Annotated in this window: 13 protein-coding genes; 3 read left to right on the top strand and 10 right to left on the bottom strand. The window is 60.7% G+C overall.

Annotated features, from left to right (window positions below):
• Positions 1-27: 27 nt before the first annotated feature.
• The 7 genes from I6E56_RS12125 to I6E56_RS12095 form a co-directional block, all read right to left on the bottom strand.
• Positions 28-1170 (bottom strand): bifunctional 2-methylcitrate synthase/citrate synthase, encoded by a 1143-nt coding sequence (locus tag I6E56_RS12125; protein WP_197138770.1) that lies wholly within the window; start codon positions 1168-1170, stop codon positions 28-30.
• Between the two features lie 48 nt (positions 1171-1218).
• Positions 1219-2124 carry a methylisocitrate lyase gene (gene prpB, locus I6E56_RS12120; RefSeq protein WP_197138769.1) on the bottom strand — a complete coding sequence of 302 codons (906 nt, stop codon included), beginning with the start codon at positions 2122-2124 and terminating at the stop codon, positions 1219-1221.
• A complete protein-coding gene (locus tag I6E56_RS12115; protein WP_197138768.1) occupies positions 2124-3617 on the bottom strand; it encodes an MmgE/PrpD family protein in 1494 nt (497 codons plus the stop codon). Before I6E56_RS12115 ends, prpB begins: the two co-directional genes overlap by 1 nt.
• Before the next feature lie 11 nt (positions 3618-3628).
• A complete protein-coding gene (locus I6E56_RS12110) occupies positions 3629-4300 on the bottom strand; it encodes a GntR family transcriptional regulator (RefSeq protein WP_231606609.1) in 672 nt (223 codons plus the stop codon).
• Positions 4301-4475: 175 nt separating this feature from the next.
• On the bottom strand, positions 4476-5432 hold the full coding sequence (locus tag I6E56_RS12105; RefSeq protein ID WP_197138767.1) for an NAD-dependent epimerase/dehydratase family protein: 957 nt from the start codon (positions 5430-5432) through the stop codon (positions 4476-4478).
• On the bottom strand, positions 5429-6388 hold the full coding sequence (locus tag I6E56_RS12100; RefSeq protein WP_197138766.1) for a bile acid:sodium symporter family protein: 960 nt from the start codon (positions 6386-6388) through the stop codon (positions 5429-5431). Before I6E56_RS12100 ends, I6E56_RS12105 begins: the two co-directional genes overlap by 4 nt.
• On the bottom strand, positions 6385-7689 hold the full coding sequence (locus I6E56_RS12095) for an NAD(P)/FAD-dependent oxidoreductase (protein WP_197138765.1): 1305 nt from the start codon (positions 7687-7689) through the stop codon (positions 6385-6387). Before I6E56_RS12095 ends, I6E56_RS12100 begins: the two co-directional genes overlap by 4 nt.
• Before the next feature lie 196 nt (positions 7690-7885).
• Here I6E56_RS12095 and I6E56_RS12090 point away from each other — a divergent pair, with 196 nt between their 5' ends.
• Positions 7886-10198 carry a glycosyltransferase family 2 protein gene (locus tag I6E56_RS12090; RefSeq protein WP_197138764.1) on the top strand — a complete coding sequence of 771 codons (2313 nt, stop codon included), beginning with the start codon at positions 7886-7888 and terminating at the stop codon, positions 10196-10198.
• A complete protein-coding gene (locus I6E56_RS12085; protein ID WP_197138763.1) occupies positions 10195-11790 on the top strand; it encodes a chitinase in 1596 nt (531 codons plus the stop codon). Before I6E56_RS12090 ends, I6E56_RS12085 begins: the two co-directional genes overlap by 4 nt.
• An 81-nt stretch (positions 11791-11871) precedes the next feature.
• Here I6E56_RS12085 and I6E56_RS12080 read toward each other — a convergent pair whose 3' ends face one another.
• On the bottom strand, positions 11872-13530 hold the full coding sequence (locus tag I6E56_RS12080) for an ABC transporter ATP-binding protein (protein WP_231606608.1): 1659 nt from the start codon (positions 13528-13530) through the stop codon (positions 11872-11874).
• 68 nt (positions 13531-13598) lie between these two features.
• Between I6E56_RS12080 and I6E56_RS12075 the strand changes: the two genes are divergently transcribed.
• Positions 13599-14207, top strand: coding sequence for a PH domain-containing protein (locus tag I6E56_RS12075; protein ID WP_197138761.1), 609 nt, complete (start codon positions 13599-13601; stop codon positions 14205-14207).
• An 11-nt stretch (positions 14208-14218) separates the two neighbouring features.
• On the opposite strand, the gene I6E56_RS12070 is transcribed toward I6E56_RS12075, so the two are convergent.
• Entirely contained in the window at positions 14219-15337 is a 1119-nt protein-coding gene (locus tag I6E56_RS12070; protein ID WP_197138760.1) for an ABC transporter permease, read from the bottom strand.
• Between the two features lie 2 nt (positions 15338-15339).
• A complete protein-coding gene (locus I6E56_RS12065) occupies positions 15340-16833 on the bottom strand; it encodes an ABC transporter permease (RefSeq protein ID WP_374061977.1) in 1494 nt (497 codons plus the stop codon).
• Positions 16834-17005: the final 172 nt, after the last annotated feature.

Below are 17005 nucleotides of genomic sequence, written 5' to 3'. Positions count from 1 at the left end.
TTAATACAATCCCTAACGGCAAAACTTCTAGCTGATGTGGCGCTCGTCAACACCCGAGTACGCCGCGAGGGGACGGATGAGGGCGTTCGAAGCAGCCTGCTCCATGATGTGAGCGGTCCAGCCGGTGATTCGCGCAGCGACGAACAGCGGTGTGAACATGTCGGTGTCGAAGCCGATGAGGTTATACGCGGGGCCGCTCGGGTAGTCGAGGTTCGGCTTGATGCTCTTGCGGCTCGTCATGGCCGTTTCGAGTGCCTCGTAGAGTTCCATCATGTCGGGGCGGTCGAATTCGGCGATCAAGGTTTCGAGCGCAGCCTTCATCGTGGGAACCCGCGAGTCACCGTTCTTGTAGACACGGTGGCCGAAGCCCATAATCTTGCGCTTCTCGGCGAGCGCGGTCTCGAGCCACGCTTCGGCGTTCGCTGCGGTCTCGATCTCGTCGAAGACGTGCATGACGGCTTCGTTTGCTCCGCCGTGCAACTGGCCCTTGAGAGCGCCAACCGCGGCCGTGACGGCGCTGTAGAGGTCGCTGAGCGTGCTCGTCACCACACGAGCGGTGAAGGTCGAGGCGTTGAAGGAGTGCTCGGCGTACAAAATCATCGACACATCAAACGCGTTCACGACAACGAGGTCAGGAACCTCGCCGAAGGTCATGTGCAAGAAGTTGGCCGAATAGCTGAGGTCATCGCGCGGCTCAACAAGTTCCTGGTCACGGCGACGACGCTGGTCGTACGCAATGATCGCGGGCAGCTTCGCAAAGAGAGTCAGCGAGCGCTGAAGGTTGAGGTCTGCGTCGATCATGCTGGCGGGGTCGGTGAGGGTGTCATCCATCGCGCCGATCACGCTAACGGCGGTGCGAACGACATCCATTGGATGCGCGGTGAGCGGCAACTCGTCAATCACACGCTTGGTGTGAGCGTCGAGGTGACGCTGCGCCCGCTCGACGCGCTGGAACTCTTCGAGCTGTTCGCCGATCGGCAGTTCGCCGTGCCACAGCAGATAAGCCACCTCTTCAAAGGTGCACTTCTCGGCAAGTTCTTGCACGGGGTAACCGCGATAGAGAAGGGAGTTGGTTTCCGGGTTCACTTTGGAGATCGCGGTGGTGTCGGCGACGACGCCGGCCAACCCCTTGCGAATCTCAGTGGCGGGGGTACCTGTTAGGTCAGTCATGGTGCTCCTCGGTGGTGTCGTTCGAGTTCAAGTGAGTAAGTGCGTCGTTTAGTGATGGTTGTCGAGCGTGAAGTTGAACACCGATGAATCGAAGGTGTTGTAGCTTTCGTAGTCGAGCAATTCATACAGGCGAGCCCTCGTCTGCATCTCTCCGACAACAGACTGCTGGGTGCCGTCGGCGTTGATTGCATCGAGAGTGCGCTCCGCAGCACCCATGGCACTACGCAACAGGGTTACGGGATAAATAACAATGTTTACGCCGATATTGCCCAATTGGGTTGTCGTGAAAAGTTCGCTCTTACCAAACTCTGTCATGTTTGCGAGGATCGGAACATCCACGGCCTTACGCATCGCCTCGAACTCGCTGAGATCTTTCATCGCCTCGGGGAAGATCGCGTCAGCTCCGGCATCAACAAGCTGCTTCGCGCGGTCCATCGCTACCTCTAGGCCATCAACGGCGCGGATGTCGGTGCGAGCCATAATGAGCAGGTTCGGGTCGCGACGGGCATCGACTGCGGCGCGGATGCGCTTGAGGGCGGTGTCAGTGTCGACGACAGCTTTGCCGTCGAGGTGTCCGCAGCGCTTCGGGTTGACCTGATCTTCGATGTGGAGCCCGGAGACTCCCGCATCTTCGAGAGTCTGCACGGTGCGAGCGACGTTCATAGGTTCGCCGAAACCGGTGTCGGCGTCAACGAGTGACGGCAGGTCGGTCATCCGCGATATCTGTTGCGAACGACCGGCGACCTCGGTGAGGGTCGTCAGGCCGATGTCGGGCAAACCCAGATCGGCGCTGATGACAGCACCCGAAATGTAGACGCCGTCGAAGCCCTTGTCTTGAATGAGGCGAGCGCTCAGCGGGTTGAAGGCGCCGGGCACGCGCAGCAGTTCCCCGCTGGCAAGACGCTCGCGGAACTGGGCACGCTTGGTGGCTGGATCTGTGGAGGCGTACAGCATTAGAAGATTCCTTTGGCGGTGATGGCGGGGAAGTTGCCGCGTACGGTCAGCCCACTTAGTTCGGATGGCGAGAGCTCGGGCAGGCGCTGAGCAACGTCCAAGAAGCGTTCGATTTCGTCGCTCGCGAGCACGCCATCCGCGAGGGTGCGGAACTTGGTGATGTACTGCTCGCGGGCGAAGGGTCGAGCACCGAGCGGGTGAGCATCCGCAACGGCGATCTCTTCAACGATGCGGCTGCCGTCGGCCATTTCGATCTCGACGCGACCGCCGAATGCCTTCTCGGCGGGGTCGATCGAGTGGTAGCGACGCGTCCATTCGGCATCTTCTTCGGTGGTCACGCGCTTCCACAATGCAATCGTGTCCGCGCGATTGGCACGCTCAGGCGCGTAGCTGTTGACGTGGTGCCATTCCTTGTCTTGCAAGGCAACCGTGAAGATGTACGGGATGGAGTGGTCGAGAGTTTCGCGGCTCGCGTTGGGGTCATACTTCTGCGGGTCGTTAGCGCCGGAGCCGATCACGTAGTGCGTGTGGTGGCTAGTGTGCAGCACAATGCGGTTGATGTTCTCTTCCACCAGCTCTGGATGCTCGCGCCCCAGTTTGCGAGCGAGGTCGATCCACGCCTGCGCCTGGTACTCGGCCGAGTGTTCCTTCGTGTACGAGTCGAGGATCGCGGTGCGCGCCTCCCCTAGCTCGGGCAGCGGAACCTCGTAGTGTGCGTCTGGACCGTCGAGCATCCACGCAATCACGCCGTCTTCACCTTCATAAATCGGGGTGGGGCTGGTCTGGCCGCGCATGGCACGGTCGACAGCTTCGACGGCCATCTTGCCGGCAAACGCGGGAGCGTATGCCTTCCACGTGGAGATCTCGCCCTTACGCGACTGGCGCGTAGCGGTCGTCGTGTGCAGTGCTTGACCGACGGCCTGGAAGATGGTTTCGGTGTCGAGGCCGAGAAGGGTTCCGATGCCGGCGGCCGCGCTCGGGCCGAGGTGGGCAACATGGTCAATCTTGTGCTTGTGCAAGCAGATCGCCTTCACGAGGTCGATCTGAATCTCGTAGCCCGTGACGATTCCGCGCAACAGGTCAGCGCCGGTGCGCCCCGTGTGCTGAGCAACGGCCAAGATCGGCGGGATGTTGTCGCCGGGGTGCGAGTAGTCGGCGGCCAAGAACGTGTCGTGGTAGTCGAGCTCGCGCACGGCAACACCATTAGCCCAGGCTGCCCACTCCGGACTGACGCGCTCGTCGGAGCCGAAGACCGTCGAGCCTGGCTCTGCGGGGTGACGTTCCGCTTGAGCCCGAGCCGAGACGACGGGCGCGCGGGTGAGGGATGCAGTGGCAACAGCGGCGTTGTCAATCACACGGTTGATGACCATGTCGGTCACGGCATCCGTTGGTTCAAGCTGCTCGGCAGCGATTTCGGCAATCTTGTGGGCGAGCTGGTCTTCGCGAGCGAGGTTTTCATCGCTGCGGTAGACGCGGAGGGCATGGTTTTTCACAGTGGAGCCTTTCAATTGACGGCGCGCAGCGGAGATTCTGCGGCCATGGCTAGTGCGCTCGTGAGCGCGTGATGGAGATGAACATGGGTGGCGTGGGCGGCTAATTCCGGGTCGCCAGCGACGATGGCCTGCACGATAAGCAGGTGCTCTTTGGCCGCCGCAGCCAAGCGCTCGGGGTTGTCTTTGGCGAGACGGCGCACCCGCACCAGATGCGTGCGCAACGAGTTGAGCGCACCCGTGAGGTAGTCATTCTCGACAGCATCATCGACGGCCGCGTCGAAACGGCGCACAAGATCGAAGTAGGCGCTGCGGTCACTGTCGTCACGTGCAAGCAATTCGGGCACGGTTTCGAACTCCCGCTCGAGGTCAGCGAAGGTACTTCCCGTGTGGTGTTGTGCTGCCAAACGCACCGCTTTCACTTCGAGCGCTTTGCGCACATCAAAGAGTTCGCGGATGTTGTCGACCGATACATCGGTAACGACAAGCCCGCGACCAGACTGGCTCGACACCAGCCCATCCGTCATCAGTCGAGACAGCGCTTCTCGCAGCGGGGTGCGGGACACCCCGAGCCGCGCAGCCTGCTCGACCTCGCCCAGAATCGTTCCGGGGGCCAGACGCCACTCGATGATGTCATCGCGCAGGGCTTGATAGGCGCGGTCACTGGCACGGATGGGTGTTGCCATGCGCACCTCCTGAGACCGTCAAACTGACGTAGGGACAAAAGTCCGCAAACGCAGTTTTGTATACAAGAACTCCAGTCTAAGCATGTTTGAAGAGAAATCAAGCCAAATTTAGGATGAACTGTATACAGACTCGAGGCGCGCGCTCTGCGGGCACGGAACAGCCGCCTGCAGCCTGCTACCGCAGCGACCGTGCCTCGACATAAGCGGCAAACGCCTCGCGGCTCGACTTGCGCGGCGTAAACCCGAACGTCGACTTGAGGGCGCCGTTGTCGAGCACCGGGCGGTACAACAAGAACTTCACCTGAGCTCGTTTATGCGGCGTGAGTTTCAGCGCATGCCCGACCGTCAGGACCACGCTGAAGAGCCACGGCGGGATGATTATCAATCTTTTGCCGAGCGCTGCTGCGATCTCGCGAACAGTCATCTTGCCATCGCCAGCCACGTTGAAGATGCCTGCCGGCCCGCCGCTTGCAGCGCGCACCATGACCTCTACAACGTCATCCACCCACACAAAGACGAACGGGCTTTCTGCGCCGGCGAGTTTCAGCACCCGCGGAGTCTCCCACAGCGCGGTGATCTGGTTCTCAACCGACGGGCCCAAAATGGTGCCGATCCGAAAAATGGTCTGGGTGAGTTGCGGAGTTGTCTCGCGCAGCTCGGCGAGCATCTCTTCGACCATGCGCTTGTGGCGGCTATAAGGAAAGTCGTCATTGCCACGAAGAGGAGCGGTCTCGTTGATCCACTCCGGATTGTCGGCGTGATAGCCATAGGTGGCACCGCTCGATGACACGACGATGCGCGATACTCCCGCTTCGACGCAAGCATCAAAGACAGCGCGGGAGCCCTCCACATCGACCGCAAATTCTTGGCTCACCGTCGTGCTCTTGCCAGGGTTCACGATAGAAGCGAGATGCACCACCGTGTCGATGTGGTGGCGACGAAGCAGAGCAGGAAGGCCCGCGGCATCCGTCACATCGAGACGTTCGTACAGCACCCCCGGCAGCCGCACCCCGGGACTAGGAGTGCGAATATCGGCGCTCACCACACACTCGATGGCGTCGGATGCAGCCAACCCGGCCACTACCGAGGTGCCCAAGAACCCCGTGCCACCCGTCACAAGAACTCGACTCATGCGTGTGCCTCCGTATTGTTTACCGTTCCGCCCGAAATCGGCCCCGAACCGCCATTGGCGCCTCGAGCCTTTCGTCGGCCCCACCATGTTGCCAGCGCGAGCCCAGCGATGATGTCCCAGATACCCCACCATCCCGCAACAACGGCCATTCCGCCTAGTCCCCCAAAGAAGGTGAACACCAGTCCCAACCCCAGCCCGGCGTTGCGTATTCCGACCTCAAACGTGACCGCTTTGGCTTCGTAGAGGGCGAGCCCGCCCAGTCGGGCACTGGCATAGCCGAGGCCGAGCGCCACCGCATCATGCAGAAAGACGGCGAGCAGCACAACGCCGACATAGGCGATAAAGAACTGAAAATTGCCGGCGAGCGCCGCGACGATGAAGCCCAGCAGCGCGAGCAGGCTGATCCATTTCACGGTGGGCTGTACTTTTTTAGCAAAGGCGGGCCAGCGGTTTTTGATGGCGAACCCCACCGCGAATGGCAACCCGATGATGAGCACGATTTCGAGCAGCATCTGCCCAGCGTTGAGGCTGACGCTCTCAAGAATGGTGGATGCGGTGGGGTGCCACCCGCCCCACAGAGACAGGTTCACGGGCAGCATGACGATGTAGATCACGTTCGTGACCGCTGTCATCGAGACGGAGAGCGCGACATTGCCGCGCGCACGATAGGTGAGCACTTGCGAAATGTTTCCCGGCGGACAACACGCGACCAGAATCAGCCCGAGGGCGATCGACGGGCCTACTTGCAACAGCAGGGTGAGTCCGAAGGTCACAGCGGGGAGCAGCACGAGTTGGGCAACGAGAGAGATGGCGAACGCGCGGGGTGCTTTCACAACTGCCTGAAAGTCTTCGAGGCGCGTATCGAGGGCGATTCCAAACATAATGAGGCCGAGCACGATGCTGAGCGCGATGAGCGAGCCGGGGCTGAAGTTGAGCTGCGCATCATCGATCGTCATGAGTTCGCCTTTCGGGTGAGCGTCTCTAGCAAGCGTCGAATCGTGCGTCGGTACGCATCCTTGTTGACGTAGTACGACATGCGTTCAAGTGCCAAGTATTTGTAGCCACCCGTGACGTCGGGCCACGGTTCTTCAGCGGTTGCACGAAAGTGTGCGGCGGCACGGGGTGCGGTGTCTTGAGCTGCCAAGTAGGCCGCAAGAAGTTCGGCTTGCTCGTATCGCCCCTGCCAGCCGATGCCGCTCGCCTCGATCATGCCCATCACGTAGAGCCCATTGAAGCTAGGCGGGAAAATGTTCAAATACAGCTCAGGCGCGTCGGAAGACCAATTCAGGTGCTCCGCCCCCACAAAGGGGTACGCGAGCGTGTAACCGGTGGCCAACACAATGAGGTCGTAGTCGGCCTCGCTGCCGTCGGTGAAATGCACGGTATTACCGTCGAAGCGCTCGGGTGCGGGCACGACGCGAAGGTCGCCCTGGCCGAGATGGCCGAGCACGAGAGTGTTCACGATGGGGTGAGATTCGTAGATGCGGTAGTCGGGCTTGGGGAAGCCGAACTTCACCGGGTCCCCCGTGAACGCGCGCAACACTCGCTTGTCGATGAATTGCTTGAGGTGGGCCGGCAGCGGGCGGCCCTGGTTGAGGGTGTCTGCCGGTTTGCCAAACAAGTAACGCGGAACAAAGTAGTAGCCCCGGCGCACACTCAGATCGATGCTGTCGGCATGGTGCACGGCATCCACGGCGATGTCACACCCGCTATTGCCGGCGCCCACCACGAGCACGCGTTTTCCGGCAAACATCGTTGCTCTCTTGTACTGACTCGAATGAATGATCTCACCAGAAAATGTGCCTTCGAACTGCGGGATGCTGGGGCGAGCAAGTGTGCCATTAGCTAATACAACACCGTCGAAGCGTTCCGTTCGCGGCTCGTGCCCCACGGTGATGCTCGTGACGTCCCAGCCGCCATCATCGGTCGGTTCGACGCTTTCGACGGTGGTGTTAAACAGGAACTTCTCGCCCAGATCGAAGCGATCGCTGTAGGCCCGAAAGTACTTCCTGAGTTCGCGATGGCTCGGATAATCGGCCGTGGACTGCATGGGCAGTTCTCGAAACTCCGTCGTAGTACGCGAAGAGATGAGGTGCGCGGATTCGTACATCGTGCTGCGCGGATTGTCGATATTCCAGAGGCCACCGACGTCGTTCGCAGACTCGAAACCGACGTAGTGAATGCCCGCCTTATCGAGAGCCCGGGCAGCGGCGAGTCCCGAAGGACCAGCGCCGATGATGGCGATGGTGCGAGGCATTCGTTCCTCCCGGGATGAACAACGATATTCAAGGCGTTTCCGCAGCTTACTAGACCGCTTTTGGCGGGTATACCAATTCGTCGACACGTAGCCTTTTGTTGCAACAACTAAACCCAGTACGAATACTGGGCGTGCAGGATACCCGCCGGCGTCTACCCGAAAGATGCCGATCTTGCACACAAGGGACCTAACCACTATGCCCAAAAATCCTACGGTTGCGCCTTCCCGGCGTCGCCAGTGGGGCGCTGAGTCGCGCCTCGAACCGCTACCCACTGTTCATCCCGCGCCGAGCGACCGCAAAATTGCGCTTGCTCGCCTCGCTATTGTCGCCACCATTGTGTTTTGGCTGACCTATGTCATCTACACAATCGCTCGTCAGTTCATCAATAACGGCACCGAGAGTTTCCGTTTCACCACAGAAGCCATCTCGTACGTCATTGTGGTGACCTTCCTCACCTTCTCGGCGCTCATGTACTTGATCGCCCGCCACGGTGCGTTCCAACGCTTTCGGGCTCATGCCCGGGTTCCCCGCGCTGAACTCGACCGCCACTTTGCCGACAACCAGGGCTCCATCACCGTGTTGGTGCCCAGCTACAGCGAAGAGCCCGACGTTGTTCGTGCGACCCTCTGGTCGGCATGCCTCCAGGAATACCCGAGCCTTAGCGTCGTACTCCTGCTTGATGACCCGCCCTTTCCCGATGACCCGGATGCCGCAGCCCAGCTGTCGAAGTCGCGCCAACTCACCGAAGAGATTCAGCGTGAGCTCGCCGCTCCCCGCGCACGTTTCGCTGATGCTCTGTCGGTCTTCGAATCACGACTGCGCCAACAACGGCCGATGGGCATCACCGAACTCGCGGATCTTGCCGGTCAGTACCAGTGGGCATCCGCGTGGCTCGAGAACAAGGCAGACAACGAACAGCGCATTGACCACGTTGACGAGTTTTTCGTCGCTCAGGTTCTTCAGGGCTTAGCTGGCGAACTTCAGCTGACAGCCGATGCGTTGGGCGCCGCTCTCGACGAGAACATGGTTCCGCCAGCAACACGCTTGCATGAGCTCTACCGTCGCCTCGCGCGCACCTTCGATGCCGAGCTGTCCACCTTCGAGCGCAAGCTCTACGCGTCTGTTTCTCACGAAGCAAACAAGGCGATGAACCTCAACGCCTACATCGGCCTGATGGGTGGCAACTACCGCCCCGAAGAAACTCCCGACGGCACGGTGCTGCGGCCCGTGAGCCACGCCGGAGCCGGCGACCTCTCTATTCCCGATTCGGAATACCTCCTCACCCTCGATGCCGACTCGCTCCTGCTGCGCGACTACTGCCTGCGCCTCGTCTACCTTCTTGAGCAAAAAGACAACGCTCGCGTTGCCGTGACGCAGACTCCGTACTCTTCGTTCCGCGGTGCTAGCACGCGCATCGAACGCCTCGCCGGGGCGACGACCGACCTGCAGCACATCCTGCACCAGGGCAAGTCGTACTACGGCGCCACCTTCTGGGTGGGCGCCAACGCCGTCATCCGCAAGGCTGCTCTGGATGACATTGTCGAGACCGAAACCGAGGGCGGCTTCACCGTCAAAAGGTATGTTCAAGACCGCACGGTTATCGAAGACACCGAATCGAGCATCGACCTCGGCACCCATGGGTGGACGCTCGTCAACTACCCCGAGCGCCTGAGCTACAGCGCCACCCCGCCCGACTTCGGATCACTGGTTGTTCAGCGTCGACGCTGGGCCAACGGTGGTCTCTTGATCATGCCGAAGCTCATGCGCCAGATGCGTGAACGTCGGGCCCGTGGCGAAACGGTGCCGTGGACCGAGTTCTTCCTGCGCGTGAACTACATGACGTCGATTACGTGGGCCAGCTTCGGCCTCGTATTCCTCCTCGCTTACCCGTACGACAGCCGACTGCTGAGCCCGGTGGTTCTGCTGGCGGCGGTTCCGTACTTCTTGGCAATGGGAAGCGACCTGCGCTACAGCGGCTACAAGTTCAGCGACATTTTCCGTATCTACGGCTTCAACCTGATCCTTCTTCCGGTGAACCTAGCCGGGGTGCTGAAGTCGCTCGAGCAAGCCATCACGAGCAAGAAGATTCCGTTCGCTCGCACCCCTAAGGTGCGCAACCGCACGGCAACCCCGTTGCTGTATGTGATTGCACCGCTGATCATTATTGGGTTCTCTGCCTTCACCTTCTGGCGCGACCTCAATGCCGGCAACTGGGGCAACGCCGCTTTTGCAGCGTTCAACACGATCCTCGCTGGGCTCGCACTCGTCTCCTACATCGGCATCTGGAATGCGATCGTCGACATCTGGATTGGTGTCACTAGTCCTCTGTTCGTCGAACGCAAACCTAGGAAGCAGAAGGCGGAACCCGAGCCGGACTCGACCACGCTCGACTGGCGTTCGATCCTCTACTACGGGGATGACAGCGGATCGCACCGCAAGGTGCGCGACTCGATTGTCTTCGCCGAGATGCTCCCCCCTATTGATGAAACCAGAGAGGTTCGATCATGAGTTCTGCAACCCATCGCCTTTCCTTCTGGCGACTCGTTATTGCAGTGGTTGTCGCTGTCGCCGTTGCTTCTGGTGGCCTGTTCGCCTACCAGGCGTGGGCATCTACTCAGGCCGCACCAGCCCCAGACCCGTGGTTCGCCGCCTATGTGGATGTCACGGCAACCCCTAGCTATGAGTTTGAGTCCGCCACATCAGACAGCGGCAACGAGGTAATGCTCTCGTTCATCGTCGCCGCAACCGATGACGCCTGCACTCCTACCTGGGGCACCGCCTACACAATGGATGAGGCAGCAGTATCGCTCGACCTCGACCGCCGCATCGCACGCTTGCAGCAGCAGGGTGGGGATGTCGGGGTATCGTTCGGCGGACTGCTGAACGACGAGCTCGCAACATCCTGCACCGATCACGACAGTCTCGTTGAGGCCTACAGCTCGGTGATTGACCGCTACGCCTCCACCACGATCGACCTCGACATTGAGGGCGAGAACCTCAGCGATACCGCTGCCGGTGAACGTCGCGCCGCCGCTATTGCTGACCTGCAGCAGTCGCGCCGCGCTGCTGGCGACGACCTCGCTGTGTGGCTCACGCTGCCCGCTGCCACCTTCGGCCTCACCGAGGACGGCACCACAGCAGTCACACAAATGTTGGATGCCGGAGTAGACGTCTCTGGCGTCAACATCATGACGATGAACTTTGGTCAGAGCATGACCGACGACGAAACCAGCGGGGATGCCTCCATTCGCGCTCTCGAGGAGACGCACCGCCAACTCGGCATTCTCTATGACCAAGCTGGAATCGAACTGACGGATGCCACCCTCTGGACGAAGCTCGGCGCGACCCCGATGATCGGCCAGAACGACAACGAAGACGAAGTCTTCACGATGGACGACGCCGCAACGCTGAACGAGTTTGCCGTCGAGCAGGGACTTGGGCGCATGTCGATGTGGTCGCTCAACCGCGACACGACCTGTGGCCCCAACTATGCCGATGTCACTCGCGTCTCCGATGCCTGCAGCGGTGTGGATCAGGGCGATCTGCTCTTCGCCGATGTGCTGGCCGAAGATTTCGACGGTCAGCTCGCCAGTTCGGCCAAGACCATCACGACTGAAGAGCCGTCTGACCCTGCCGACCTCATCGATGACCCGGCGACCAGCCCATATGAGATCTGGGACGAAGACTCCAGCTACCTCGCCGGCACCAAGGTCGTGTTGCACCGCAACGTGTATCAAGCCAAATGGTGGACTCGAGGAGATCTTCCCGATAACCCAGTGCTCAACTCGTGGGAGACACCATGGACGCTCGTCGGCCCGGTGCTTGAGGGCGAGACGCCAGTCGAGGTTCCGACCGTGGCCGACGGCACCTACCCCGACTGGGATGGCACGTCAGTGTACGAAGAAGAGGATCGCGTTCTCTTCGACGGTGTTCCTTACGAAGCCAAATGGTGGACTCAGGGCGACAGCCCCGCAGCGTTCTCGTCTGATCCGGATGGGTCACCGTGGATTCCGCTTACCTCTGAAGAAGTCACAGCAATCGCCGACAACACCACAATTGACGAGTCGACGACACTAGCTCCAGCCAGCACAGAACGCTAGATTTCCCGTTCTATGCCCGGTTGGTCACGGGAGGCAGGCGGCGGGAATCGGGTTCCCGCCGTCTGCTGAATACCCGCTGAGCTAAGAGACGAGCCCCTCGCGCTCGGCGCGACGACGACGCTGCTCCTCGGGATCGGGCAACGGCACCGCCGCAATGAGACGCTGCGTGTACGGGTCTTTCGGGCTGCGCAGCACTTGATCGCGCGTGCCCTGTTCCACGATCTTGCCGCGATGCATGACGGCGATGCGGTCAGCGAGGATATCGATCACGGCCAGGTCGTGAGTCACAAAGAGGCAGGCGAAGCCGAGTTCCTTTTGCAGCTCTTGAAACAGCTCAAGAACTTTTGCCTGCACCGACACGTCGAGGGCCGACGTCGGCTCATCGGCCACGAGCAGCTTGGGGCTCAGCGCTAGAGCACGAGCGATGCCAACGCGCTGGCGTTGTCCACCCGACAGTTCGTGCGGGTAGCGGTTACGCATGTGAGACGAGAGTTGCACCCGGTCGAGAAGCAGACTCACGCGAGCTTCTTCGTCTTTGCGGCTGAAACCGCCACCGAGGCGCAGCGGCTCCCCAATGCTTTCGCCGATCGGCATCCGCGGGTTCAGCGACGAACCGGGGTCTTGAAACACAATGCCGATATCGCGGCGAACTGCCCGCAGGTCGTTCTTGTTGATGCCGACCATGTTCGTGCCGACAATGTCGAGGGTGCCTTCGACCGCGGGGAGCAAACCGACAACGGCGCGACCAATCGTGGTCTTGCCCGAACCGGATTCTCCTACGAGACCGAGAACTTCGCCCTGACGAATGGTGAGGTTGATGTCGTCGGCGGCACGGAAGGCAGGCACTCGCCCACGCTTCGGATACTCAATCGCGACGCCCGTCATCGTGAGCACAACGTCGCGGTCGTCTTTCGAAGCAGACGCCTCCCCCGCTTCGCCGAGGTGAGGAACCGCGGCGAGCAACGCTTGGGTGTACGGATGCGTCGCCTTCTCGAACAGCGCTTCTGCTGTTCCCGTCTCCACGACTTCGCCATCTTTCATCACCATCACGCGGTCGGCGAGGTCTGCGACAACCCCCATGTCGTGAGTGATGAGGATGATCGCGCTGTCGAGCTTGGAGCGCAAGTGGTGCAGCAGTTCCAGAATTTCGGCCTGCACGGTCACATCGAGCGCCGTGGTTGGCTCGTCGGCTATGAGCACCCGCGGGTCGCACGAGATGGACTGGGCGATCATCGCTCGCTGGCGTTGGCCGCCAGACAACTGGTGTGGGTAGGAGTCGAACGCCTTTTGCGGGTCGGGCAGTTCAACCATCGCGAGAAGTTCGAGCGCGCGCTTCTTAGCATCCACCCGCAGCATGCCGGCGTTGTGCACTTGAAGCGCCTCAACGATCTGGAACCCGATCGTGTACACCGGGTTGAGCGCTGTCATGGGCTCTTGGAAAATCACCGCGATGCCGGCACCGCGCAACTGGCGCAGGCGGTGCAGCGATGCGCCGACCAACTCTTCTCCAGCCAACTTCACACTGCCCGAAATACGCCCGTTCTCGGGCAGCAGCCCGAGCAGCCCCATGGCGCTCGTGCTCTTGCCCGATCCGGATTCGCCCACGATGGCAAGAACTTCGCCACCCTGCAGCGAGTAACTCACGTTCTTGGCAGCGGTAACCCACTCGCCTTCAACCCAGAAGTCGACACCGAGGTTCGTGACCTCAATTGCGGGAGTCTTCGTTGTTGTCTCAGTCATAGCCGTCTCAGTCATCAGGAGTTTCGCCTTTCGCCCTGGATGCGGTGTGCTCGTGGGAACATAGTTCCGTGTCGCCAAACTTCACCCTGCACTCGCGATTCGGGCGCGTACTTTCGATCATCGTCATTGCTGCCTTCGCGGCGGGCCTTGTCATCACGGCTATTCAAGGTCGCTGGCTGGATGCCCTGCAAGTGGCGCCCATCTTTGGGCTCCTCTCGCTGCTCACGTGGGCGATGTTCTGGCGCCCCAACGTTTATGTGACTGCCGCCGGCGTCAGCGTGCGCAACGTTTTGCGCACTATCGAGGTCGCGTGGCCAGAAATCCGTCGCATCGACACCAAATATGCGCTCACTCTCGAGACTCCGCACGGCACCGTTACAGCGTGGGCTGCGCCCGCACCCGGTCGCCATTCGGTCTTCTCGGCCGTGCGTCAAGACGGTGCGAACCTGCCCGAGTCGAGCTACCTGGCCGGCACGGTGCGACCCGGCGACCTGATCACGTCTGACTCTGGCCAAGCGGCCCATGTCATCCGCACCCACTGGGAGCAACTGCGCGACGATGGGCATCTGGATGTCGCCACGAGCGAATTCACGAAGCTGCGAGTCACGTGGCACTGGCGCACCATCGCGGCTCTCGTTGCGCTCACGGCCTTGGTCTTCGTCTCGACGCTCGGCTAGCTCACTCGTTCTCACTTGTTTACGGTTCCGTCGCCGGGACGTGTGCCGGGAATGTAGGCCTTGAAGAAGTTGCCGACCTCGGAACCAAACCCGCGTTTACGGGGCACGCGCTTCTGGCGAGGGTCGAACGCATCGCGCAGACCGTCGCCGATGAAGTTGATGCACAGCGCAATCACCACGATGAAGAGACCTGGCCACCAGAACAGCCACGGTCGCGTCTTGAATGCTTCGTTGTATTGGCTAATGATCTGACCGAGCGAAATATCAGGATCAGTGATGCCGAACCCGAGGAAGCTCAGTGAGGTCTCGAGCAAAATCACGGCGCTCATGAGCAGCGTTGCGCTGACGACGATCACGCCGACGGTGTTGGGCAGGATGTGACGGAAAATGATGCGGAAGTCGCTGGCACCGGCAACCCGGGCTGCATCCACGAACTCGCGTTCGCGCAAGCTCAGGAACTCCGCACGCACGAGTCGCGCCATACCGGTCCAGGCGATGAGCCCGATCATGACAGCCAACAAGAACGCGTCACCACCGATCGTCTGGCCGAGAACGGCACCGAGGATGAGCAGCGGAACGATGATAATGACGTCGGTCAGTCGCATGATGAGCTGGTCAACCCAACCGCGGTAGTACCCAGCGAGAGCACCGAGAACGACGCCGATAACGGTCGAGATGATGCCGACGATGAAGACGACGTTGAGCGATTGCTGCATTCCGCGCATGACACGCGCGAACACATCCTTACCCGTGTTGTCTTGGCCAAAGGGATGCTCGCCAAAGCTAAACGGCCACCACGTGAAAGTAGGAGCGCCGCCGGGGAGCACGATGTCGTAGCGTTCCCACCACGTGGCACCCCACCAACCGGGGATGCGGAACCCATCGACAATGAGGCGTGTGCCGGTGGGATCCGGGGTGAGTTTTCCAGTGCCACCAAGAACGGTACCCACCGAAGTAAACGCGAGGAGCACGAGGAAGAGCAACACGAACACCGAGATCACGGCGCCGCGGTGCTGCAGGAAACGGCGGCGCACGATCGCGCCCTGGCTGAGCCCTACTGTTGCGCGCTGTTCAATGCTGAGTTCTTGGCCTACCGACTGTTCGTCGGCGACGGGCTTCTTATCGGTCATGATCAGCTCACCCGAATTCTGGGGTCAAGGGCCGAGTACAAGAGGTCGGCAATAACGTTGAAGATAACGGCGAGGATGCCCGTGACGAGGAAGAACCCCATCACCAGATTCACGTCGACGCGGTGGAGCCCCTCATTGAAGAGGGAGCCCATCGCCTGCCAGGCGAAGACTCTTTCGGTAATCACGGCACCACCGATCACCGCCCCGAAGTCGAGCGCGATGATGGTAGCGATCGGGATCATGGCGTTGCGGAACGCGTGACGCATGACGACGGTTCGTTCCCCGAGACCCTTGGCGCGAGCGGTGCGCACGTAGTCCTGATTCATGACATCCAACAGGCTGGCGCGAGCGTAGCGCGTGTAGGCCGCCAGCGAGATGATCATGAGCGCGATGGTGGGCAGGAGCATATGGGTGAGGGAGTCGAGCATGTTCAGCCACGTGTCATCCACCCGCCGAATCGCGGGGGTTGAGGCACCGATCGTGGCGATCACACCGTTGCTGAGCGGGATGCGCGCCACGTACTCATCCCAGCGGATAAACATCTGGTCGAGCACGAGCGGCAGCACACCGAGGCCACCGACGATGGCTGCGGTTCTGGCTACGACAGTTTTGCCATCGCCTCCCACGAAGAAGCCGACGAGCAGGCCGAGGCCCACCAGAATGGCGAGAACGAGCAGCACGGTCCACGGGCTGTTGACGTAGTAGAAGAGGAACTGGAACGGCCAGCTCAAGATGACAGTGAGAACAACGATGATTCCCACGGCGACCAAAGCACGACGGTTGTGGAAGCCGGTGGAAGTAAAGAGCACGACCGCGCCCGTCGCCACAGACATCAGCGCTATACCGACGAAGCCGATCGAGGGGCTTTCGAACCAGCGAGTGACATCGAGAAGGATAAGCAACGCGGCAATACCGCCGCCAACGCTGACGAAAGAAATGACCCGCGTTCGCAACTCTCCACCAACAATCGAAGAGCCGATGAAGCCCATCACCAGACCGATGATGAGAATCGACCACCACGGGATAACGGGGTCGCCGAGAAACGAGTTGAACTGAATAGCGCCGAACTCTTTGAGGAGCACCGCAACCCAGAAGATGGGGAGTGAGTAGAAGACGAAGGTGAGGAAAGTGACGACGTAGTCGTAACCGCTGTACTGACGAAGTGCGGTTGTCATTCCTATCGCGACGCCGATGACGATCGCGAGGATGGTTGCGGCAAGAACCAGTTGGAGAGTGGAACCGAGTGCTCCCCCGATGGCTTCGATCACGGGCTGTTCGCCTCGCGCGACCGAAATCCCAAGGTCACACTGGCCGATGAAACAGGCCCCCACTCCTCCTAGCCAGGTGAAGTAGCGAAGTACGGGTGGCTGGTCGAGATTGAGAAGGCCGCTCAAGTACGCAATTTGATCTTGAGCGCTGGGATCTCGGCTGCCCCGAAGTTCTTGAAGCGGATCACCGGAATTGGCGGTAAGTACATAGACGATAAATGAAGCCACTAGGAGAACTAAAAGAGTGGCTACAAGGCGCCTGGCGACAAAGGTCAGCACCGGAGATCCTCATTTCGGGGGCATGCATAACGGAACAAAAACAGCGCCGCTGAGCGGCATAACGACGTTCGCGCAAGTGGGCCGGGCACTAGGCCCGGCCCACTCGTGAGCGCTACCGAGA

Origin of the sequence: Salinibacterium sp. NK8237 (genome assembly GCF_015864955.1) — a bacterium.
In the GTDB taxonomy this organism is placed as follows: Bacteria; Actinomycetota; Actinomycetes; order Actinomycetales; family Microbacteriaceae; genus Rhodoglobus.
The sequence above is the reverse complement of the archived record's forward strand: the minus strand, read 5'-3'. Positions and strand labels throughout refer to the sequence as shown.

Bases quoted from the DNA above. Each gene is read 5' to 3' on its own strand.
- I6E56_RS12110 (WP_231606609.1), bottom strand. From the start codon at position 4,300: ATGGCAACACCCATCCGTGCCAGTGACCGCGCCTATCAAGCCCTGCGC.
- I6E56_RS12090 (WP_197138764.1), top strand. From the start codon at position 7,886: ATGCCCAAAAATCCTACGGTTGCGCCTTCCCGGCGTCGCCAGTGGGGC.
- I6E56_RS12080 (WP_231606608.1), bottom strand. From the start codon at position 13,530: ATGACTGAGACAACAACGAAGACTCCCGCAATTGAGGTCACGAACCTC.
- I6E56_RS12085 (WP_197138763.1), top strand. From the start codon at position 10,195: ATGAGTTCTGCAACCCATCGCCTTTCCTTCTGGCGACTCGTTATTGCA.
- I6E56_RS12070 (WP_197138760.1), bottom strand. From the start codon at position 15,337: ATGACCGATAAGAAGCCCGTCGCCGACGAACAGTCGGTAGGCCAAGAA.
- I6E56_RS12125 (WP_197138770.1), bottom strand. From the start codon at position 1,170: ATGACTGACCTAACAGGTACCCCCGCCACTGAGATTCGCAAGGGGTTG.
- I6E56_RS12095 (WP_197138765.1), bottom strand. From the start codon at position 7,689: ATGCCTCGCACCATCGCCATCATCGGCGCTGGTCCTTCGGGACTCGCC.
- I6E56_RS12105 (WP_197138767.1), bottom strand. From the start codon at position 5,432: ATGAGTCGAGTTCTTGTGACGGGTGGCACGGGGTTCTTGGGCACCTCG.
- I6E56_RS12100 (WP_197138766.1), bottom strand. From the start codon at position 6,388: ATGACGATCGATGATGCGCAGCTCAACTTCAGCCCCGGCTCGCTCATC.
- prpB (WP_197138769.1), bottom strand. From the start codon at position 2,124: ATGCTGTACGCCTCCACAGATCCAGCCACCAAGCGTGCCCAGTTCCGC.